The sequence below is a fragment of the Litoreibacter sp. JB4-2 genome (assembly GCF_055693445.1).
The window spans coordinates 2862940-2884456 of record NZ_CM146334.1; the positions used below are offsets into that span (position 1 = coordinate 2862940).

The window sequence follows — 21517 nt, forward strand, 5'->3', positions numbered from 1 at the left end:
CCTCCTTCGATTGATTACTGGAAGTAGGAATAGGGGTTGTGACGGCGGGCCTCGCTGTCGGCCCGCTTGCGCGCCTCCGGGATGAACCGGTCGGCGTGATGCTTGTCATGGTGGCGCCATGGACGTTGATCCTGGCGGGTTGCGGTCATAAGGGCATCGGCGATGATTGAAAGCATGGCTTTCTCCTTTCTGATGTTGCGTTGCCCTATTTGTTGCACTTAGTGGCAAAATATGAGAGTCAGAAAGAATTCTGTAATGTAAGTTAGGGTTACATATGGAGTGGCGTGATATCCCCTCCCTTGCGGCGTTACGGGCTTTTGAGGCTATGGCGCGGTTGGGCGGGTTCTCAACAGCGGCGCGGGAGCTGAATGTGACCCATGCTGCAATTGCGCAGCATGTGCGCAGTCTAGAGGCCGAGTTGGGCCAAAGCCTTGTTGTGCGGGAAGGACGCGGTATGGCGTTGACGGAAGCGGGCCGGGTGTTGGCCGACGCGTTGCAGGACGGGTTTTCCCAGATTGCGCATGGCGTCCAGGCCACGCGTCAGGTCGGTGCGGATCGCCCGCTGCAAATCGCCATGACGCCAAGTTTTGCGGAAAACTGGATGATGCCGCGCATTGGTGGATTTTGGGCGGAGCACCCAGAGGTGAAGCTTGCGCTTGTTCCGGGCTATGAACTTGTTGATTTGGCGCGTGACGGGTTTGACATGGCCATTCGGTACGGGCGCGGGGGCTGGGACGGTGTTGATGCAGAATATCTGGTCAGCGCCGGCAACGTGGTCGTCGCTACCCCTGAGCGCGCAAAGGGGATCGAATGCGGCGATATCGCCGCGCTTCAAAAGCAGAAATGGTTATTGGAACCGGGCCGGGCCGAACCGCGCCTCTTTGCTGCGGAACAGGGGCTTGATCTGGATGCGGCCGATGTGACCAACTTTACCGCCAATACGATGGTGCTGGCCGCGACGCGCGCGGGCTATGGTTTGTCACTGCAGGGATTGGCCTTGGTTGAGGCCGACATCGCGGCTGGGCGTCTGGTTTGCCTGTTTGCGGCCGAGCAAACAGAGCTGGGGTATTACATATTGACGAAGCCCGGGCAGCGCGTTGACCGGTTGAAGGTTTTTGCCGACTGGTTGAAATCGAGCGTCTAGAGCGAAAGCCGTTTGTGGACGCGGTCAACGAGCGTGCCGTCTTTGAGCGGGACTTGGGGGGTGATCGAATGATCCACGAACCCCATTTTGGAATAATAGGCGAGGCCGCTGGTGTTGTCGGCGCGGATGGTGGCGTTTAGCACGGTAAATCCCGCCGCGATGCTGGCGGCGCGGGTCGCTTCAAACAGTGCCGTGCCAATGCCGCGCCCGGTGGTGCCAGGGCGCGCGAATGTGGCGATGCCACCGATATTTGCCTCGGGGGCGGGGTTGGGGCTCATCCATTGCAGACCTTCGATGCCATCTTCCGCCACGGCAACATGGAGAAAGGTCTTTGCGTTTTCGGGATGCAGGAAGCGGTCGAAATAGCTGGCGTCGAGCGGGTCTTCGTAGGCCGTGGTGCCACCAATTTCGATAATGGCGTTCAGGATCGCGGTGATTTGCGGGATGTCGGCGGGGGTTACGGGGCGGATTTTCATGACGAAAGATCCTGAAAGCGGGCGATGAAATCAGCTTTCACTTCCATTGGTGGGCGGGGCTTTAAGACGTTGGGCAGGAGCAGATCGCTTGCCGGCGCGCCGAAGAACTTGTTTGCCTCCTCGATTGAGAAGCCTGCGATTTGGGTCGCCTCCAGCCACGCAGAGATTTTGTCGGCTTTTTTGATTTGCTTTTTGACGGCCACAGGGATTGCGGCGGGCAGGCCGAAGCGCAGGTGGATTGCGGCGGTCAGGCGGTCGTCAAGCTCGGCGTAGCCCGGTCCCACAGCGGATTTTACAGGGGAGATCATGTCGCCGATGACGTATTCCGGCGCGTCATGCAGAAGGGCCGCGAGCTTCCATTTGGTCGGCGCGTCCGGGTTGGCAGCGCTGTATAGCTGTTCGACCAGCACCGAATGCTCGGCCACGGAATAGGGGAAGTCGCCATAGGTTTGCCCATTCCAACGGGCGACGAAGGCAAGCCCGTGGGCGATATCCTCGATCTCGATATCCATTGGGGTTGGGTCGAGCAGATCAAGCCTGCGTCCGGATAACATGCGCTGCCATGCGCGCGGTTGTTTGGCCATTTGTCGCCCCCTTGCTGCGGCACATTTTCTTCCATGGGCAAGACGCATTGTCGAGGGGGCGGTGAGGTGTTATTCGCAAGCAAATTTTGGATGCAGGAGCTGGTCAGATGGCCCAAGACTACGTTGTAAAAGATATCGAGCTTGCCGCCTTTGGCCGCAAGGAACTGGACATTGCAGAAACGGAAATGCCGGGGCTGATGTCGTTGCGCGCGGAATACGGTGAAAGCAAGCCTTTGTCGGGCGCGCGGATCGTGGGTTCGCTGCATATGACCATTCAGACAGCGGTTCTGATTGAGACGCTGGTTGAACTTGGCGCAGATGTTCGCTGGGCGTCGTGCAACATCTTTTCGACGCAAGACCATGCGGCGGCGGCGATTGCTGCGGGCGGCACGCCAGTTTTCGCGGTCAAAGGCCAATCTCTGGAAGAGCATTGGGACTATCTTGATAAGTCTTTCATGTTCCCAGACGGCCCCAACCTGATCCTTGACGATGGCGGCGACGCGACACTTTACATCCTGCTGGGCGCGCGCGCTGAGGCGGGCGAAGAAGTTCTGGCCGTTCCGACATCTGAAGAAGAAGAGGTGATCAAACAACAGATCGCCAAACGCATGGCGGCCTCCCCCGGGTGGTTCACCAAGATGCGCGACCAGATCAAAGGTGTCTCTGAAGAAACCACGACCGGCGTGCATCGTCTGTATGATCTGTTCAAGAACGGGCAATTGCCGTTCCCCGCGATCAACGTGAACGACTCGGTGACCAAGTCGAAATTCGACAACAAATACGGTTGTAAAGAGAGCCTCGTAGACGGTATCCGCCGCGCGACTGATACGATGATGGCTGGTAAAGTTGCCGTTGTCATGGGCTACGGCGACGTAGGCAAAGGGTCTGCGGCGTCACTGGCGGGCGCGGGCGCGCGCGTGAAAGTCACCGAAGTTGACCCGATCTGCGCGTTGCAAGCGGCAATGGACGGTTTTGAGGTCGTGCTTCTGGAAGACGTGCTGTCAACCGCTGACGTGTTCATTACCACTACCGGCAACAAGGACGTGATCCGCATCGAGCATATGCGCGAGATGAAGGACATGGCGATCGTGGGCAATATCGGCCATTTCGATAACGAAATTCAGGTGGCCGCGCTGAAGAACCACAAATGGACCAACATCAAAGAGCAGGTGGATATGATCGAGATGCCAAGCGGCAACCGGTTGATCCTGCTGTCCGAAGGGCGTTTGCTGAACCTTGGCAACGCCACCGGGCATCCGTCTTTCGTGATGTCGGCATCGTTTACCAACCAGGTTTTGGCCCAGATGGAGCTTTGGACCAATGGCGAGGCCTATAAGAACGAGGTCTACATCCTGCCCAAGCATCTTGACGAGAAGGTCGCGCGTTTGCACCTTGACCGCATTGGCGTGAAGTTGACCAAGCTGGCCAAAGAACAAGCGGACTACATTGGGGTTGCGCAGGATGGCCCATTTAAGCCGGAACATTATCGCTACTGATTTGGCGTTGCGCGCGACACTGACCGCGTGTGTGTTGGGGCTTTTGTCGGCCCCAGCGATTGCCGTGCCTGAGATCAAGATCAGGGAGGTGTTTTACAAGGTCGACGGCCTCACCGCCAAAGACCTTGGCGCACAGATGAAGCGGCGTGGGCCCAAGAATTATTGGGCCTACACGCGTTGGGACATCAAGTGGTCTGCGGCGTGTGAGGTGCGCGTTGTCGTGACTTACACAATGCCGAAACACACCAACCGCAGCGCGCTGAGCCCCGCGTTTCGGGCCAATTGGGACCGGATGATTGCCGCCCTGAAGCAGCATGAAGAACAGCATGGGGCGCATGGGATCGCTGCGGCGCATGAAATCGAGCAGGCCAACTGCAAGAAAACCCGCCCGATTGTTCGCAAGTATAACAGGGCCGACCGGGCGTTTGACAAAAAGACCAATCATGGGGCCAAGACGGGCGTGGTTCTGAACTGAGCATGTCAGCGCTGCGTTTTGTTTTCTTGTCGATCCTGCTTTGTGTTGTGCTGGGGCTAGGATATCTGGCGCTGATCCACCCTTCATCGCCTGTACCGCGCCACTGGAACCCATTGAAACGGCTTTACGTTGCGGACCCAGTGACGTTTCTGACCCCCTACAAATTGAACAGTGCGGCCAATGATCCCGCGTTGTGCATGGCGGTTTTGGGGCAGGCAGATTCAGCGTTCACGCCGATGGCGGATTTGGAGGTTTCAGAGAGCTGCGGGATCGAAAACCGGGTGGCTTTGTCGGGGATAGGCGGTGCTGCGCTCACCACTGTTGAGACAACCTGCAGCGTGGCTTTGCGGATGGCGATGTGGGAACGGCACAGCTTGCAACCGGCGGCGCGGGCGCATTTGGGCAGCGACGTCGTCAGGATCGGGCATTTGTCGAGCTACAATTGCAGGCCCATTCGCGGGTCGAGCACCCGGATGAGTTTGCATGCGACGGCGGAGGCGATTGATATCACAGGGTTTGCGCTGGCCGACGGCCGCCGCGTGAGCCTGATCACTGATTGGGACCGCGAATTGCCATTCTTTGAGACGATCCGCGACCAAGCCTGCCGGTGGTTTGAGACGGTCTTGAGCCCGGATTACAACAGCTTGCATGCCGATCATTTCCATCTGCAATCGCGCGGTTGGGGGACATGCAGGTAAGGTCGCCAAAGCCGAGTGCCTGCCGCACAGAATTTCCCCTTTGTTTTGGCTTCTTTAGACATTAACCTCTGATCCACGCCCGGCAGTTCAGGGCGATTGAGGCCTCAAATTTCGGGGTGAACACACTAAGGTGGGAGACGCTCATATGGGCAAAAGAGATGACCTGATCGCGCAATACGCAGATGATCTGAAAAACAAATGTGGCATGACGCCCGACATGGACCTGCTGACCAAGGTCACAATCGGCTGCGGCCCGTCGATCTATGACGCGGATGCCTCGACCGTTGCGGGCAGCCAGCCGGACGAGCTGGAAACCGTCAAAAACAACTTCTTGATCAAGAAATTGGGTCTCGCCGACAGCCCCGCGCTGATGGAAGCGATCAATTCCGTGATCGAAACTTATGGCAAATCTGAGCGCAACAAATACCGCGCGGTTGTTTATTACATGCTGACCAAGCATTTCGGCAAAGAGGCCGTTTACGGCTAAGCCAGCACGACCGATTTAACGCGACGCCCGCCCCATCATAGTGGCGGGCGTTTGCATTTGTGTCGAAATTGACATGAATGCTCGGGGCAATTTGTTTGCGTGCGACCGATCAAATCGCGTATTGTACGAGTGCGAGAATAGTCATGTGGTGCGAAGCGATGCAGCGCGTGGGGTAGAAACGGGGCTCCAACGTTTGTTGGGGTCCCGTTCTTTTTTGTTGGTCTGTTCAAAGCTCGTTTAGAGTCCGCCCATACCACAAATGATGCGCCATTCGGCTTCGGTCACGGGCTGCACAGACAGGCGCGAATTCTTGACCAACACCATATCGGCAAGGTCTTCGCGTGCTTTGATGTCATCGAGGTGCACGGGCGTTGGCAGCGACGAAATGGCTTTGATATCAACGCATTCCCAGCGCTCATCATCTGTGGTGCTGTCTGGATGCGCCTCGGCGATCACCTCGACCAGCCCGACAATTTCGCGGTCCTTTTGGGAATGGTAGAAGAAACCCTGATCGCCGATTTTCATCTGCCGCATGAAGTTGCGGGCCTGATAATTGCGCACACCGTCCCATTCTTCGCCAGCCTCACCTTTGGCCATTTGCTGGTCCCAGGACCATGTGGTCGTTTCCGATTTGAATAGCCAATACGCCATGGTTCGCACTCCTTATTCCGATGTCAGCGGGCGGGACAAAAGCTGCGACAGGGCTTGCGGGACGGTCAAGTCCTGCGCCGTCAAACCGGCCACCACCCGCGTGATCGGCATATCTACGCCGAAATTTTTCGCCACATCCAAGGTTGCCTGAGCGGTTGCGCGTCCTTCGACGGTTTTGCCTTCCGGTGGCATTTCGCCGGCCCCAAGTGCGAAGCCAAAGCTATAATTGCGCGATTGGGCGGAGGTACATGTCAGCGCAAGATCGCCAAAGCCTGACAGGCCGTTGAGCGTTTCGGGCTTTGCCCCCATTTTTAGCGCCAGCCGCACGGTTTCGGCCATGCCCCGTGTCATGAGTGCAGCGCGTGCGCTTTCGCCAAGGCCCGCACCCATGCAGACCCCGCAGGCAATGGCGATTACGTTTTTTAATGCCCCGCCCAGTTCGGCCCCGACCGGGTCGTCGGATAGGTACAAGCGCAACGTGTCGGAGGTGAGCGCAGTTTGCAGTTCAGACCCGAGGCCTTTGTCTTCGCAAGCAAGCGTCAGCGCGGTGGGTTTGCCTTCGCTAATGTCGGTGGCAAAGCTTGGGCCGGTCAGGACCGCGGTGGGGACGCCCAAGGTTTCTTTCAGCACGGCGCTGGGGCCGCGCCCGGTGGCAAGTTCGATGCCTTTTGAGCAGGCGATTGCGGCTTTGGGGGCCATGCTGCGACCCTTCAAATAGCCGGACATGGCCTGCATCGGGATCGCGACCAACAGCGTGTCTTGTGGGCCGACGATTGGGTCGGGGTCGAGCGTGATGCGGTCGGGCAAGGTAACGCCGGGCAGCCTGTCGGTGGTTCTGGTTTTCTGAAGCGCGGAAATATCGCGCCCGGTCAATGTCACGGGCTTTTCAATGGCAAGTGCCAAAGCTGTGCCGAACGCGCCGGCGCCTGCAACGATGATTTTGCTCATGCTTTGGCCCCTTTTTTACCTGACCCGAGCATGGGGCGTGCTGATTGATCGAGCGGCCAGCGAGGGCGTGCGGCGAGGGACATGTCATCGAACAGGCCCAACCGGAAGCGTTCGATCCCCGCCCAGGCGATCATCGCCGCATTATCAGTGCATAGCGCGAGTGGCGGCGCTGCGAAGGTGGCGCCCGCGTCCTGCGCGACCTGTTCAAGCGCTGCGCGGATGGTTTGGTTCGACGCGACACCGCCTGCCACTGCGATTGTGTCGACCCCGGCTTGGGCCAGTGCGCGTCGGGACTTTTCGGCCAGAACATCGCTGACGGCGGCTTGAAAACTTGCTGCGAGGTCGTTTTGGTCTTGGACGTAGAGGCCGCCTTGCGCCGCGATCAGCGCATCACGGGCGCGCAGAACGGCGGTTTTCAGTCCAGAAAATGACATGTCGCAATCTTCGCGGTCCAGCAGCGGGCGCGGCAGTTTGAACCGTTTGGCATCGCCTGATTTGGCGGCATGTTCGATAGCCGGGCCGCCGGGTTGCGCAAGTCCGATGAGCTTGGCGGTTTTGTCAAAGGCCTCCCCCGGGGCGTCGTCTATGGTGCCGCCGAGGCGGGTGAAGTCTGTGGCAGATGTGACGCGCAGAAACTGGCAGTGGCCGCCTGAGACGAGCAGCATCAGATATGGAAACGCCAAGCCATCCGTCAGGCGTGGGGTCAGCGCGTGCCCGGCCAGATGGTTAATGCCGATCAAGGGTTTGCGTGCGCCCGCGGCGATGCCTTTGGCACACATGACACCTGACATGACGCCGCCAATAAGACCCGGTCCGGCGGTGACGGCAATGGCGTCTATGTCTGAGAGTGTGGTTTCGGCTTGCTCCAAGGCCGCCTCGACCATGTGATCGAGCTTTTCGGCATGTGCGCGTGCGGCAATTTCGGGGACGACACCACCGAAGGCCGCATGCAGCCTCGTTTGGCCAAAGACGGTCGAGCTGAGGATTTGCCCCGCCCCGTCGGGCCCTTGCCGTACCACCGCGGCGGCGGTGTCATCGCAACTGCTTTCAATGCCAAGCAGGGTCAAACAGTTGGTCAAACTCTGGGCCATAGCGGGCTCCGATGTTGCGCGGGATGCAGGAGGCAGGTAACACCCAAGCATGATCCTTACAATGCTCAGACCCCGGTGATGCAGGTTTTGTTGACGCGCCCAGAGGCGCAATCGCAGCGCTTCGCATTGCAGCTGCGCCGTGCGATTGGCGGTGATCTGGGGGTTGTGATTTCGTCGCTTCTGGAACCAGAGTTTCTGGATTTAGAGGTAGATTTTAGCGCCTATGGCGCGGTTGCGCTGACGTCGCAGAACGGGGCGATTGCTTTTCGTCATCTCAATGGACCGGTGGGGATGCGGGCGTTTTGTGTGGGCGCGCGGACCGCGCAAGTGGCGCGCAGCGCGGGCGCTTCGACGATCTCGGCAAATGGCGATTTGGCGGCGCTGAACGCGTTGATCAAGCGCGAAAGCCATGGTGAGCAGCTGCTGCATCTGAGCGGTGCCGCGATTGCGGGTGACGTCGATGGAGCGGAACGGCTGGTGGCCTACCGTCAGCGCGAAATGACGCTAAGCGCGCGCGCCTTGGATATGCTGGAGGTCGACCAAGAGGTGGTTGTGCCACTTTTTTCCCCGCGAACCGCTCGGCTGTTTCAAAGCAATCTTTTTTCCGGGGTGCGGGCCAAGCTGCATGCTGTTTGCCTAAGCCCCGCAATCGCGCAGCCTCTGGACCCGGAAGGCTATGCCTCGATCCGCATTTGCGACGCGCCAAATGCGCCATCTATGTTGGCGGAGTTGTCGCAGTTGGCCGCAGCCCTGCGCGCTTGAGGCTTATTTGAATTCCGGTCTATGCTGCATCGGGGCGCATGTTCCGACTCGTCTGTGATTTCAAGAATGGAGGCCTGATTTGGCCAAAACTCCTAAGTCTTCGTCTGGAAAAAAAGGCTCCAAGCCGCGTGCTGAGGAGCGCGTGGAAGACGCAGAAATCGTCGAAACTGGGTCTGAAACCTCTGAGCGGGCCGTGTTTGATGACAGCATCAAGCCGGCTACGGATGAGGCGATGTCTGCGGAATCGTCGGCAGACGACGACAAGACGCCGGACGCGCCGCCAGCTGATGAGCATGATACTGAGCTTGAACCTGTTGACCACGAAGTGAACGACCAAGATCAAGCAAAGTTGGAGCCTGCCCCGGATGAAGATTTGGGTGAGGCGGATGATGTGCCTGACGAACAGCCAGAGCCCGTTAACGCGCCGGTCGCTGCGGAAAAATCCGGCGGAATGTTTGGGCCGGTGTTGGGCGGCGTCTTTGCGGGTGCGATTGGGTTTGCTATTGCCATGCTCGCTTTCCCGCAGGGATGGCAAGAACGCGACATGTCCGAGCTGACCGCGATCAAGGCGGAACTGGAAGCGGCCAAGGTCGATCTGGCAAGCAAATCTGAGATGATTGACTCAGTGTCGGGCGATGTAGCTGCGCTTGGCGACACAGTGGGCACGGGATTGTCCGACCTGAATGGCGCGACCGAGGCGCTCAAATCTGAAATTACTGCGCTGTCGGAGCGTCTGGACGCACTAACGCGCAGCGACGGCACGACTAAGCTGCCCGATGATGTGCAGATTTTGCTCAACACGCAGCGTGAGGAATTGGCGCAGCTGCAATCGCAAGTGGCCGACATGGCTGCGGCGGCGCAAGACCAGATGGAGGCAGCAGCGGCGCAGCAAATCAGCGCGGAGGAGGCCGAGGCCCGTGTGATCGCGCGCGGCGCTTTGCAAAAAGTGCGCCTTGCATTGGTCAGTGGCGAGCCGTTTGATGCTGCATTGGGCGATATTGCGGGGGCGGTTGAGGTGCCGGACGGGCTTCAAGCCGTGGCCGCTGAGGGTGCGCCGACAGCGGGCAGCGTGCAGGAGGCTTTTCCAAGCGCTGCGCGGGCCGCGCTTGCGCAGGCGATGCGCGCCGAGGCAGGTGATGACACGCAAAGCCGGCTGCAATTATTTTTGAAGGATCAGCTTGGTGCGCGTTCCTTGACCCCGCGCGAAGGCGATGACGGCGACGCAATTTTGTCGCGCGCGGAAGCGGCCGTGAAGGCCGAGGACTACGCGCAAGCTTTGACGGAAATCGAAGGGCTTCCGGATGCAGCACGCGCCGCATTTGACGGGTGGCGCGCACAGGTTGAGGCGCGGTTGGGCGCAGTCAGCGGATATGAAGCGGTGTCTGCCGCGTTAAACGGCAGTTAGGACAGTTTAGATGATTTGGTCTTTGGTTAAAATTCTGGTTTTCGTTCTGGTTGTCATTGGGTTGACCCTTGGCGTGACACAGCTTCTGGAAACCAGCGGCGAGGTGCGCATATCGGTGGCGAATACCGAATACACGCTGACGCCTTTGGTTGCGATTGTCGGCCTTATTGTGCTGCTTTTCGCGTTTTGGGTGGCGTTGAAACTTCTGAGCCTGCTGGTAGCGACCTTCCGGTTCCTCAACGGCGACGAGACCGCAATTTCGCGTTATTTTGACCGCTCGCGCGAACGCAAAGGGTTTGAGGCACTGGCGGATGGCTTAATGGCGCTTGCGTCGGGCGAGGGGCGGACCGCAATGGCCAAGGCGGCCAAGGCGGAGAAATATCTCAAGCGCCCGGAGCTGACCAACCTGATCGCGGCACAAGCGGCCGAGCAATCAGGCGACACACGCAAGGCGCAGGATGTGTACAAACGGCTGTTGAGCGACGAACGAACGCGTTTTGTGGGAGTGCGTGGCATCATGAAGCAAAAGCTGGCTGAGGGGGATACTGACACGGCGCTGAAATTGGCTGAGAAGGCGTTCGCCCTGAAACCCAAGCATGAAGAAACGCAAGATTTGTTGTTGAAGCTGCAAGCTGGCAATGAGGATTGGTCGGCGGCGCGCAAGACGCTGAACGCGAAGCTGAAATACGGTTCCCTGCCACGCGATGTCCACAAACGCCGCGACGCGGTCTTGGCGCTGTCGGAAGCTAAGGATGTGATTGCGGAAGGCAGCTCTATTGAGGCGCGCGAGGCCGCGATTGAAGCCAACCGCCTGTCGCCGGACCTGATCCCCGCCGCCGTAATGGCTGCGCGTGGCTACATTGAACAAGGCAAAGGCCGCTATGCGGGCCGTGTGCTGAAGAAGGCCTGGGATACCCAGCCGCACCCAGAACTGGCCGCCGTCTATGCCGAGATTGCGCCAGATGAGTCCCCGCAGGAGCGGATCAAGCGCTTCAATGGCCTGATCAAATCGGCGCCTGACCATCCGGAAGCCCGGATGCTGATGGCGGAGCTGAACATCGCAGCGGAAGATTTCCCGCAAGCCAAGCGCGCCCTTGGTGATCTGTCAGAAACAAGCCCCAGCGCGCGGACCTTGACGATCATGGCCGCTATTGCGCGCGGCGAAGGCGATGACGATGCGGTGGTGCGCGGCTGGCTGGCCAAGGCGCTGACCGCGCCGCGCGGCCCGCAATGGGTGTGCGACAATTGCCAGCAGGTGCATGGCCACTGGGACCCGGTTTGTTCGAACTGCCAGAGCTTCGACACGTTGAGCTGGACCGAACCTGCGGAGGTCGAAGCCTCCGCGACCACGGGCGCTGAAATGCTGCCGCTGATCGTGGGCGCGATTGAGGATAAATCCGACCCGGCGGAAGACGTAGAGGCCGGCGCGGCCGACGTGATTGAAGCGGAGCCAGTAGAGGCGGACGCTGTTGAGGCCGAACCCGTCAAAACCTAAATCTTAGGCGTGTGAGCGCCTTTGCATTCCGCGACGCGCTCCTTACATATGCCGTGCAAGGGTCAAACATCTTGTTTGACGCCTCCCCGGGAACCGTGAACATGCCAGACACTGCAAAGACCCAACTTTCGGTCAGCAATATGAGTTGCGCCTCTTGCGTTGGTCGCATTGAACAGGCGTTGAACGGGCTGCCTATGGTGTCAGAGGCCTCAGCCAACCTTGCGACCAAGAAGGTGACCATCAATTGGCAAGGCGCGGATGGCGCGACCGACACCGCCTTGGCCGCTTTGAAAAGCGCCGGTTACCCTGCCAGCCTTGTTGCACAGGATTCTGCCCGACGCGGATGCTGAGACGCCGGAGGCGCAGCTGCGGCGCGCTACAATTCTAGCGATCAGCCTGACGCTACCGCTGTTCTTTTTTGAGATGTTTGGCCATGCGGCCCCTGACCTGCATGCCCACTTTTTCGGTGGGCTGAACCCGTTTGCCGTGGGTATGGCCCAGTTTGGCCTGTGCAGCCTCGTCCTGTTCGGGCCTGGCTGGAGATTTTTAAACTGGGCGTACCGGCGCTGCTGCGGCGGCACCCGGATATGAATTCACTGGTGGCGATTGGTGCCTTTTCTGCTTGGTCGTTTTCGACCCTGACCCTATTGCGCCCGATTGGCCCGCATGGCGGGGGACATGCGCTTTATTTTGAGGCCGCCGCCGTGATTGTCAGCCTGATCCTGTTGGGCCGTTGGTTGGAGGCGCGCGCTGTCGGGCGCACCGGTATTGCAATCAGGGCGTTGACGCAGCTGACGCCAAAACAGGCGCGTGTCTGGCGTGATGGCGCGTGGCGTGACCAACCGCTTGAGCAGGTTCTGGTGGGCGACCGCATCCAATTGCGGCCCGGTGAACGCGTGCCGGTGGACGGCATTGTCGATACCGGCCAATCGAGCGTCGACGAAAGCATGATCACGGGTGAGCCGCAGCCAATTCTGAAAACAATTGGCGACAGCGTGACAGGCGGCACTATCAACGGCACCGGCGCGTTGGAAATGACGGCACAGGCGGTCGGAAATGACACGGTCATTGCCAGCATCATCCGGCTGGTGGAAGAGGCGCAATCGGCCAAGTTGCCGGTGCAGGCGCTGGTTGACCGGATTACCTATTGGTTCGTGCCAATTGTTCTGCTGATTGCATTTGTGACATCGGTGGTTTGGCTCGCGTTTGGACCTGATACCAGCTTTGCGCTCGTGACCGGGGTCTCGGTTCTGATCATTGCCTGCCCTTGCGCGCTTGGCCTTGCAACACCCGCAGCGGTGATCGCGGGAACAGGCCGCGCGGCCGAGCTGGGGGTTTTGTTTCGCAAAGGGGATGCGCTGCAAAGCCTGGATGGTGTTTCGGTGATTGCTTTCGACAAGACCGGCACGCTGACCGAGGGCAAGCCCAAGGTTGTGCAGATTGACTGCGTTGAAGGCGTTGTGCGCGATGATGTTTTGCGCCTCGCCGCCGGACTGGAAGCCAAATCGGAACACCCGCTTGCAAGCGCCATCGTAAATGCCGCCCCAGGCGAAATTATAGAAGCGGAGGCCTTTGAGAGCGTCAGTGGGCGTGGGGTCAAAGGGGTCGTCTCCGGGACGCCGGTTTTGATTGGCACCGCCGCATTTCTTGAGATGGAAGGTGTCTCACTGGAAACGGTGCCTGTTGCGGATGCGGTGGGATCGCGCGTGCTTGTTGCGCTCGATGGACGCTACGCGGCGAGTTTGTACATCTCGGACGCATTGAGACCCGGGGTCGCTGAGATGATTGCGACGCTGACGCGCGCGGGAATTCGCACCGCTTTGATCACAGGCGACACGAAGATCGCTGCGGACCACGTCGCCAAACAGCTTGGCATATCGCAAGTGCATGCCGAAGTTTTACCATCTGGGAAAGCTGAGGTGATAGCCCAGCTTCAAGCCGAATATGGTCGCGTGGGGTTTGTAGGTGACGGGATCAACGACGCGCCCGCCCTGGCGCAGGCTGATATCGGGATCGCGATAGGCACCGGGACCGACGTGGCGATTGAAACCGCGGATGTGATTTTGGTGTCGGGCGATCCGACAGCCTTGCCGCGCGCCTTGAAGATGAGCCAGGCCACAATGCGCACCATTCGCCAGAACCTCTTTTGGGCGTTTGCCTACAATGTCGCGCTTATTCCGGTTGCGGCGGGGGTGTTGTTCCCGTTTTTTGGGCTGCTGCTATCGCCAATGCTCGCCGCGGGCGCGATGGCCGCGTCTAGTGTTCTGGTTGTCAGCAACGCTCTGCGATTGCGCAAGGTCTCTGGCTAGGAGTGGCGCTGCAAAGTCCATAAAATTGTAGCTGTTAAACCTGCCTTCAAACTCTTGGCTTAGGAGTGCCCTCGAACGCCAAGTTGGGGGCAGCATGTCCGACGATTCAAACCGTCCGATTATCATCAAACGCAAAAAGGTGTCCGGCGGCGACGGACACCATGGCGGCGCGTGGAAAGTTGCTTACGCCGATTTTGTGACGGCGATGATGGCCTTTTTCATGCTGATGTGGCTGCTGAACGCGACGACCGAAAAGCAGCGTAAGGGGCTTGCTGATTACTTTAGCCCAACCATCGCGATTGCGCGCATATCAGGCGGCGGCGATGGCGCCTTTGGGGGCGATAGCCTGGCGTCGGAAGAAACACTCGCTCAGACCGGGCGCGGTGGATTTGTCGAACTTCCGCCGCTGGAATTGAATGCCAGCGACGTCGGCAGCGAAGATGAGGCTGGTAGCGCGGGAAATGACAGTCAAACTCTCGATGAGGTGATGCAAGGTCTCATGGGCAAGGGTGGTGACAGCCTGGTTCAGGAATTGGCCAAAAAGCACATCACTGCCAAAATGACGGATGAGGGGCTGGTTGTTGAAATTTCCGATCTCGAGGGATCCCCACTGTTTGACACCGAGACGAACGCGCCGACACCAGTCATGCGCGCAATCGCGCAGGTCGTGGTTGAGGCGTTTTCATTTGTGTCCAACCGGGTCGCCGTATCCGCACACAGTGCTGCTTTCAGCAAAGTCGTGGCAGAAAACCCAGCCTGGGAAATCACAACATCGCGGGCGCAAGCCACCAGAATTTTGCTGGAAGAAAACGGGATTGGAGCTGAGCGCATTGCTCGCGTCGTGGGCTTTGGCCAGCAGGAATCAGACCCGACAGACCCAATGGCGATCGAAAATAACCGCTTGGAAATCACGCTTCTTCGCGCCGAACGCGCCCGAAAATAGAGAGCATTTTATATGTTAGGCGGGAATTAAGACCCGGCGCGCATAGTCCCTCAAACTGTACGACCTGATGAAAGGTGCCACTATGACAATGTCTTCCTCGCTTAACGCTGGTGTTGCGGGCCTCGCGGCCAACGCCAGCCGCCTCTCGACCATTTCCGACAATATCGCAAACTCCGGAACTTACGGCTACAAGCGTGCCGAAACTTCGTTTCATTCTTTGGTGATTTCTAATGGTGCCGGCACTTATTCTGCGGGTGGGGTCCGGGTGGCAACGCAACGGCTTATTGACCAATCTGGCTCCTTGGTGACGACAGGCAATTCCACAGATTTAGCGGTCCGCGGGCGCGGGTTTCTTCCTGTTACGACGAGTTCAGCCATTGGCAGCGACGCTGACCAAGATTTTCCGTTCCGGCTTGCTACGACAGGGTCCTTCCGAACCGATTCACAAGGCTATCTTCGCACCGAAACAGGCATGACCCTGCTCGGCTGGCCAGCTGCCGCCGATGGTACTGTTCCGACCTTTACGCGTGACACGGCAGACGATTTGGAACCGGTCCGTATCAATGTGAACCAATTTGCTGGCGATCCGACAACGCGTATGGAACTTGGCGTGAACCTTCCCGCGACGGAAACCGAGGCAGGCGCGGCTGGGACACCGTTGGAGCTTTCGGTTGAATATTATGACAATCTTGGGACTTCGCAGAACGTAAGCGTAGAATTCGCACCGCAGATACCTGCAACCGGCAGCTCGAACCAATGGATCATGACGCTACGCGACTCTGCGTCCGGTGGCGCAATCATCGGTGAATATGAGATAGAATTTGACGATACACGCGGGAGCGGCGGTACATTGGACAGTGTTACGCTTCTGTCAGCCGGTGGTGCCTATGATACAGTGACAGGGGCATTCACCGTCAATGTTGCGGGCGGACCGCTTGATATCAGTATCGGGGGGTTGAACGCGGGCGTTGGCTTGACGCAGTTGTCCGATAGCTTCGCACCAACACAGATCACCAAAGACGGCTCGCCTGTCGGCAATATGATCTCTGTTGACGTTGATCAAAATGGGCTTGTCCAGGCAACATTTGATATTGGGATCACGCGAACCGTTTTTCAGATACCGCTTGTCGATTTGCCTAATCCAAATGGTCTCAGGGCCCTTGATGGACAAGTCTACCAAACAACCAAAGACAGCGGGTCATTCTTCCTCTGGGATGCGGGTGATGGTCCGACAGGAGATATTTTAGGTTTCGCCCTCGAGGAGTCTGCAACCGATGTTGCGGGCGAATTGACTGAGTTGATTCAGACCCAACGCGCTTATTCATCGAATGCAAAAATTATCCAAACGGTCGATGAAATGCTGCAGGAAACAACAAATATCAAGCGCTAGTGATACGATAGGAGCACGGTAAAATGAGCCTTTCCGCGGCACTTTCAAATGCAAACTCGGGATTGTCAGCGTCAGCGCGCTCGGCGGAAGTCATCGCGGGAAACGTCGCGAACGCGATGACAGATGGTTATGGTCGTCGGGAAATACAGCTTTCCGCACAATCGATTGGTGGAAAAGGCTCCGGGGTCGCCATCAATGGTGTCGAAAGAGTTGTCAATCAGACCGCTATCAATGAGAGGCGCCTTGCGGAAGCTGCAGGCGCACTCGAAACAACTAAGGTCGATTTCTACCGCTCACTTGAGCTCGCACTGGGTACGCCTGACAAGCCGGGTTCCATTTCCTCGCAGGTTGCTGCGATTGAATCAGCCCTTGTTGGTGCTGCGGCGTCCCCCGAGAACGAAGCTCAGCTAAGTAAAGTTGTTACGAACCTAAAGAGCTTCGTCTCGACAATTAATGAAGCATCGCAAACGCTGCAAAACAGCCGTGAGACCGCCGATCAATCTATCGCTAGTCAGGTTGCCGACGTAAATCTCGCACTTCAGGCTGTGGCCGATCTTAACAAACAGATCAGATCGATAAACGTATCGGGTGGCGATGCGACAGGTTTGATTGATGAGCGGCAAAAGGCAATTGATTCAATTAGCGCAGTAATCCCGGTAAAAGAAGTTCCTGATCAATACGGGACAGTACGGATTATTACGCCAAATGGTACCACGCTCGTTGAACAGACCGCCGCGCAATTCGAGTTCTCTCAAACCAATACAATCACTCCGGACATGACACTCGCCAGTGGGGCACTTTCTGGTTTGTCGTTGACAGGTACCGCGAGTGCAGCCGGTGATGCTCTTGACGCAATCCAGGGCGGGGCTCTTTCAGCCAAATTTGAAATTCGAGATCAAACTTCACTCCAAGAGCAAGACAAGCTTGATGCTTTTGCCAAGTCTCTGATCGATACGTTCTCTGATAGTACGCTTGATCCAACATTGGGTTCGCTCCCAGGTTTATTTACTGATGGTGGTGGCGTTGTCGTGCCAGGGAATGAGTTGGGTTTGGCGTCTCGTTTACAGATTAACGCTTCCGTAGATCCGCAAAACGGTGGCGAAGTCTGGCGCATACGCGACGGTCTAGGCGCTGTCTCTCAAGGCGCAGTTGGTAACCGTGCAATTATTAACGGGCTTACGAACCTGTTCAACGGAGATGCTGCAAACGGATCGTCCAGTCCGAACTCTGCAGTTGCTTTCGATGCGACTAGTATTGTTGCAAGTGTGAGCAACTCCAGAATTTCTGCGGAGACAACTGAGAGCTACCTAAGGGCCAATGCGTTTGCCTTCGAACAGGTCGAACTGTCTGAAGGAGTGGATACAGATCAGGAAATGCAAAAGCTCTTATTGGTTGAGCAAAGCTATGCCGCCAATGCGAGATTGATTGCCACAATTGATGAAATGCTTCAGGCACTCTTGAGGATTTAGTATGAATATCAATGGTACCAGTGATCTATTAAGCAGTCTGCGAAACCGGCGCGAAAATGCCGATTTAAGTGCGACTATCGATAGGCTCACACAAGAGATTGCAAGCGGGAAGAAATCTGATCTCATTGGAACGTCACCCAATAGTGTTGCGCAGCTCGCAGGTCTGGGGCGTTCTCTAGAACTTATCAGTTCCTATACTACCGCATCTAACCAGGTGGCTTTGAAGTTAGATGTAGTTTCGCAATCAGTAGAGACGATACAGAGTGGCATCAAAGGTTTGGGCCCCGATATACTTGGAAATATGACGGCAGGCCTAAGTGTTGTGGGCCCCATACTCGAAAAAGCCGCCGTTGCCTTTGATGTATCAATATCTGCACTAAGTGCGCGCGTTGGCGAAACATATGTTTTCTCTGGTGAGAATAGTACGACAGCGCCTTTAGTGTCTGCAGATAACATGTTGACTAGCCTTGAAGCTGCAACAAGTTTGATTTCTGATCCAAATTTATTCTTCAATGCAATTGACCAATGGTTCACGCAGCCTTTAGGTGGCTTTGAGACAACCGCCTACCAAGGCGGTGTGAGCGCAACGAGTAGTGTAGCGATCGGCCCAAATACTCAAGTGAACTCAGAATTTTTGGCCGATGACCAGGCGTTCCGACAGACAATGAGAGATTTGGCCACTATTTCCTTGGTCAATAGCGGAAAGTTTATTGGATCGGATCAGGATAAGTTGTGGCTGCTTGAACAAGCATCTCTCGGACTTATTCAAAGTGAAGCCAGTCTAACACAACTTGGAGCAAGTGTTGGTGCGACGCAGGAAATTGAAAGCACGACACGTGCTCGAAACGAGGCAGAAAGGTTTTCTCTCACACAAGCACTCAATACGCTTACGAAAGTAGATTTGTTTCAAGCTGCTTCCGAGTTAGAAGAGTCGCAAACTAGATTGGAGAGTCTCTACCTGGTTACGGCGAAGACGGCGCGACTTAGCCTTTCGGAGTATTTACGTTGATTTTCTTTCAAAGGCTTGTTGTCCTTTTTTTACTTACCGCCTTGCCAAGTGTTGCGATCGCAAACTCCGTTCGTTTGAAGGATTTGGTTGATTTTGATGGAGCTCGGGGGAATGACCTTGTGGGGTATGGCCTCGTAGTGGGTCTGAACGGCACCGGCGATGGCATACGAAATTCTCCTTTTACAGAAGAAATGATGGCAGCTATTCTCGAACGTCTTGGTGTCAATGTTGCCGGTGAACAATTTCGACCCAAAAATGTTGCTGCAGTCCTCGTAACTTCAGTACTTCCGGCTTTTTCTCGTATTGGTGGTCGCGTTGATGTCACTGTTTCGACCATAGGCGATGCAAAAAGTTTGCTCGGTGGGACTCTCATTATGACGCCATTGAGTGGCGCTGATGGAGAAATCTATGCGGTTGCACAGGGGAGTGTTCTTGCAGGTGGAATTAGTACGGAGGGCGATGCAGCCCGTATTGTTCACGGAGTTCCTACCTCTGGAAGCATTGTTTCAGGTGCACGCGTCGAGCGCGAAGTTGAATTTGAATTGAGTCAATTGAGTCAGATGCGCCTAGCGCTGCGTGAGCCAGATTTTTCAACTGCCGAGAGAATTGAAATTGCAATAAATAGAAAATTTAACCGTAGAGTCGCATTAATGCGTGATTCTGGCACGATTGATATTGCAATAGATCGAATAAATCTTCCGTCGACGGCTCACATACTCAGTGAAATTGAAAAAATCCGTGTAGAACCTTCGATCTCTGCGAAGATCGTAGTTGATCAACGATCTGGAACCATCGTGATGGGTGAAGATGTAAAAATCTCTAACGTCGCTGTTGCTCAAGGAAATCTAACTCTGACTATTGAAGAAACACCGATTGTTGTTCAGCCGAGTCCTTTCTCGGACGGCGAAACCATTGTTGTCCCACGTACTGAGGTGGGAATAGATGAAGGGGCTGGGACTGGCCTTGCGATTGTTCCAAAGTCTACATCGCTTTCAGAAGTTGTTTCAGGACTCAACGCTCTCGGAGTGAGCCCACTTGATATGATCGACATTCTGAAAAGCATCAAAGCAGCAGGTGCGATCCATGCTGAATTTATTATTCAGTAGTACTTTGCATTACCTATGAAGCTTTTTGCTGTGGTGATGACTTACCAGAAGTCCACCTCGCGTGCTTTCTATTAGGTCAACAATAGATTGATCAATTTTTGCCAGTTTGAAAATACTTCTGGCGTTGGTGTGTCGAGGCTTACCCCAAGACGGAAGAAACAAGAGTAAATTGAAGCGTCCAAACGGTTGAGAGATGCCGAACCTGGATTTACTGTTCCGCAGCAATGCGGACCGGATTGGCAAGGCCTCCCAATGATTTCTGATCATCTTTCCAGAAATTTGAAGCCAAGTGGCAGCTTGACAAAAGAAGGCGGTGTGGCGTGTTGGGGGGGCAGAGCGATCTGATTGGGCAATCTCGGGTGTGCGTTTCCATTCAGTGTGAGATTTCTTGCATCACAAAAATATTTTTTGGTTTCCTGAATACGGATTTGGCAGGTTCAGCACAATTCGCCTTCAAAGTCCTAGTAACCTGTTCTTCGTTGAAACGGGTTCCCTTCGTCGGGGTCCATTTTCGAAGAACAGGTTAGCTGACAGTTTCGAGCGTTCAGGTTGGACAGATCAAGCTGCCCAAGGTCTACATTTTCTAAGCGGATCCGGTCTTAGAAAGGTGCGAACCCATCGGAAGGCGCCGAAGGCACGCTCCAACGCTCTTTCGGCGTGACATTGGCGCCAGTTGCTCCCGGCTGTGGGATCTGGCCATGTTCGCCATACAACCACAAAACAAAGTTTGAGCGCGAGCCTTCTGTGATAGGGTCAGAGGCGTGCGGCACGCTGCCGTGGTGGATCAAGGCTGTGCCGGGTTCGAATGTCAGTTTCTCAACGCGGCGCGATGCTGAATCGATAAAGCTAACAGCGGAACCCGAAAAGCCCTCGCCCGGTAAGTTCAGGTTGATGTTCAATGTCACCGAGGAGGCGTCGGTATGGGGCCGCAGCGAGGTGTCTTTGTTTGCTTCCCACTGAATTGAGAACCCAAAGGTTTGGGTGTCATATCCCATCACGTCAGGAAACAGCAGGCGTGAAACGGGCCGCATGTAGCTGTTCATCAAGTCGCGATAGAAGGTCTGAAACCCAGGTGCCGCCAGATACCCTTCGGAACGAGGGTCAAGCATCGCACCACCACGGTTCAACGAGATGCCGTAGGGGGCGTACCGGGATATCGGCATTTGCAGCCTCATCCATGTAGGCGCGCAGAACACTGAGGCGCTCAGGGTCAAAGAACTGCGTTTTGTAGACGCCGGGGAAAACCTCTTCCCACAGGTCCTGAACAGCGGTTTCCTTTGTTGGATCGGCCCAGGCCGCTTCTACCGCTTCACGCAAGCGCGGGTCATAAAGCGTGCTGTCCAAAACTGGCTTGTCGGCAGTTTCCCATTCTTTCCATGCGTCTTGGAACAGGTCTTTGTTCTGGTCCCAGAATTGGTGAACTGAGTGGGCCCGTTGAAGCATGGCTTCACGCGAAGGCCGTTCAACGTTGCGGGCGCGTTCGAGTACTGTCTGTGTCATTGTAAGCTCCAAATATTTCCATATCGGGTTGTTTGTCTGCCACTGATGTATTGCCGCGCTCTTGCGATATAAATGGCTC

General features: G+C 56.4%; 23 protein-coding genes. 15 read left to right on the top strand and 8 right to left on the bottom strand.

What is annotated here, in order from left to right:
- Positions 1–14: 14 nt before the first annotated feature.
- Positions 15–176, bottom strand: a complete 162-nt coding sequence (locus ACZ1G7_RS14165) for a hypothetical protein (RefSeq protein WP_472660032.1) — start codon at positions 174–176, stop codon at positions 15–17.
- A gap of 98 nt (positions 177–274) precedes the next feature.
- Between ACZ1G7_RS14165 and ACZ1G7_RS14170 the strand changes: the two genes are divergently transcribed.
- Positions 275–1144 (top strand): LysR family transcriptional regulator, encoded by an 870-nt coding sequence (locus ACZ1G7_RS14170; RefSeq protein ID WP_472660033.1) that lies wholly within the window; start codon positions 275–277, stop codon positions 1142–1144.
- Here ACZ1G7_RS14170 and ACZ1G7_RS14175 read toward each other — a convergent pair.
- Both ACZ1G7_RS14175 and ACZ1G7_RS14180 read right to left on the bottom strand, forming a co-directional pair.
- Entirely contained in the window at positions 1141–1620 is a 480-nt protein-coding gene (locus ACZ1G7_RS14175; protein ID WP_472660034.1) for a GNAT family N-acetyltransferase, read from the bottom strand. The two genes, ACZ1G7_RS14170 and ACZ1G7_RS14175, sit on opposite strands and share 4 nt — an antisense overlap.
- Entirely contained in the window at positions 1617–2204 is a 588-nt protein-coding gene (locus ACZ1G7_RS14180) for an HD domain-containing protein (RefSeq protein WP_472660035.1), read from the bottom strand. The genes ACZ1G7_RS14175 and ACZ1G7_RS14180 overlap by 4 nt, the downstream gene beginning before the upstream one ends.
- 107 nt (positions 2205–2311) lie before the next feature.
- On the opposite strand from ACZ1G7_RS14180, the gene ahcY reads away from it, so the two are divergent.
- The 4 genes from ahcY to ACZ1G7_RS14200 all read left to right on the top strand — a co-directional run bounded on the left by ahcY (position 2312) and on the right by ACZ1G7_RS14200 (position 5360).
- Positions 2312–3700 (top strand): adenosylhomocysteinase, encoded by a 1389-nt coding sequence (ahcY, locus tag ACZ1G7_RS14185; RefSeq protein WP_472660036.1) that lies wholly within the window; start codon positions 2312–2314, stop codon positions 3698–3700.
- The gene (locus tag ACZ1G7_RS14190; RefSeq protein ID WP_472660037.1) at positions 3666–4175 is read left to right on the top strand and encodes a DUF922 domain-containing protein; all 510 of its coding nucleotides are present in this window, start codon (positions 3666–3668) and stop codon (positions 4173–4175) included. Before ahcY ends, ACZ1G7_RS14190 begins: the two co-directional genes overlap by 35 nt.
- A 2-nt stretch (positions 4176–4177) precedes the next feature.
- On the top strand, positions 4178–4873 hold the full coding sequence (locus tag ACZ1G7_RS14195; protein WP_472660038.1) for an extensin-like domain-containing protein: 696 nt from the start codon (positions 4178–4180) through the stop codon (positions 4871–4873).
- 145 nt (positions 4874–5018) lie between these two features.
- On the top strand, positions 5019–5360 hold the full coding sequence (locus tag ACZ1G7_RS14200; RefSeq protein WP_472660039.1) for a DUF2853 family protein: 342 nt from the start codon (positions 5019–5021) through the stop codon (positions 5358–5360).
- 237 nt (positions 5361–5597) lie between these two features.
- Here the strand turns inward: ACZ1G7_RS14200 and ACZ1G7_RS14205 are convergent, their stop codons facing one another.
- The 3 genes from ACZ1G7_RS14205 to tsaD are packed head-to-tail and all read right to left on the bottom strand — an operon-like array spanning position 5598 to position 8050.
- Positions 5598–6011 (bottom strand): EVE domain-containing protein, encoded by a 414-nt coding sequence (locus ACZ1G7_RS14205; RefSeq protein WP_472660040.1) that lies wholly within the window; start codon positions 6009–6011, stop codon positions 5598–5600.
- Between the two features lie 12 nt (positions 6012–6023).
- A complete protein-coding gene (locus tag ACZ1G7_RS14210) occupies positions 6024–6959 on the bottom strand; it encodes an NAD(P)H-dependent glycerol-3-phosphate dehydrogenase (protein WP_472660041.1) in 936 nt (311 codons plus the stop codon).
- Positions 6956–8050: a tRNA (adenosine(37)-N6)-threonylcarbamoyltransferase complex transferase subunit TsaD gene (gene tsaD, locus ACZ1G7_RS14215; RefSeq protein ID WP_472660042.1), complete on the bottom strand. Its 1095-nt coding sequence runs from the start codon at positions 8048–8050 to the stop codon at positions 6956–6958. The genes ACZ1G7_RS14210 and tsaD overlap by 4 nt, the downstream gene beginning before the upstream one ends.
- Positions 8051–8128: 78 nt before the next feature.
- Between tsaD and ACZ1G7_RS14220 the strand changes: the two genes are divergently transcribed.
- The 10 genes from ACZ1G7_RS14220 to ACZ1G7_RS14265 all read left to right on the top strand — a co-directional run bounded on the left by ACZ1G7_RS14220 (position 8129) and on the right by ACZ1G7_RS14265 (position 19938).
- Positions 8129–8812: a uroporphyrinogen-III synthase gene (locus ACZ1G7_RS14220; RefSeq protein WP_472660043.1), complete on the top strand. Its 684-nt coding sequence runs from the start codon at positions 8129–8131 to the stop codon at positions 8810–8812.
- A gap of 142 nt (positions 8813–8954) precedes the next feature.
- Positions 8955–10217 (top strand): COG4223 family protein, encoded by a 1263-nt coding sequence (locus ACZ1G7_RS14225; protein WP_472660044.1) that lies wholly within the window; start codon positions 8955–8957, stop codon positions 10215–10217.
- Between the two features lie 10 nt (positions 10218–10227).
- Positions 10228–11712, top strand: a complete 1485-nt coding sequence (locus tag ACZ1G7_RS14230; protein WP_472660045.1) for a heme biosynthesis HemY N-terminal domain-containing protein — start codon at positions 10228–10230, stop codon at positions 11710–11712.
- Positions 11713–11813: 101 nt separating this feature from the next.
- Positions 11814–12062, top strand: coding sequence for a heavy-metal-associated domain-containing protein (locus tag ACZ1G7_RS14235; protein WP_472660046.1), 249 nt, complete (start codon positions 11814–11816; stop codon positions 12060–12062).
- 237 nt (positions 12063–12299) lie between these two features.
- Positions 12300–14021 (top strand): copper-translocating P-type ATPase, encoded by a 1722-nt coding sequence (locus tag ACZ1G7_RS14240; RefSeq protein ID WP_472660047.1) that lies wholly within the window; start codon positions 12300–12302, stop codon positions 14019–14021.
- A 94-nt stretch (positions 14022–14115) separates the two neighbouring features.
- Positions 14116–14964, top strand: coding sequence for a flagellar motor protein MotB (locus tag ACZ1G7_RS14245; protein WP_472660048.1), 849 nt, complete (start codon positions 14116–14118; stop codon positions 14962–14964).
- Positions 14965–15046: 82 nt separating this feature from the next.
- Positions 15047–16354 carry a flagellar hook protein FlgE gene (locus tag ACZ1G7_RS14250; RefSeq protein ID WP_472660049.1) on the top strand — a complete coding sequence of 436 codons (1308 nt, stop codon included), beginning with the start codon at positions 15047–15049 and terminating at the stop codon, positions 16352–16354.
- A gap of 23 nt (positions 16355–16377) precedes the next feature.
- Positions 16378–17823 (top strand): flagellar hook-associated protein FlgK, encoded by a 1446-nt coding sequence (flgK, locus tag ACZ1G7_RS14255; RefSeq protein WP_472660050.1) that lies wholly within the window; start codon positions 16378–16380, stop codon positions 17821–17823.
- A 1-nt stretch (position 17824) separates the two neighbouring features.
- The gene (locus ACZ1G7_RS14260; protein ID WP_472660051.1) at positions 17825–18832 is read left to right on the top strand and encodes a hypothetical protein; all 1008 of its coding nucleotides are present in this window, start codon (positions 17825–17827) and stop codon (positions 18830–18832) included.
- Positions 18829–19938 (top strand): flagellar basal body P-ring protein FlgI, encoded by a 1110-nt coding sequence (locus ACZ1G7_RS14265; protein WP_472660052.1) that lies wholly within the window; start codon positions 18829–18831, stop codon positions 19936–19938. Before ACZ1G7_RS14260 ends, ACZ1G7_RS14265 begins: the two co-directional genes overlap by 4 nt.
- Before the next feature lie 599 nt (positions 19939–20537).
- Here the strand turns inward: ACZ1G7_RS14265 and ACZ1G7_RS14270 are convergent.
- Positions 20538–21047 (bottom strand): 2OG-Fe(II) oxygenase family protein, encoded by a 510-nt coding sequence (locus ACZ1G7_RS14270; RefSeq protein WP_472660053.1) that lies wholly within the window; start codon positions 21045–21047, stop codon positions 20538–20540.
- Entirely contained in the window at positions 21040–21438 is a 399-nt protein-coding gene (locus tag ACZ1G7_RS14275) for a hypothetical protein (RefSeq protein ID WP_472660054.1), read from the bottom strand. The genes ACZ1G7_RS14270 and ACZ1G7_RS14275 overlap by 8 nt, the downstream gene beginning before the upstream one ends.
- Positions 21439–21517: the final 79 nt, after the last annotated feature.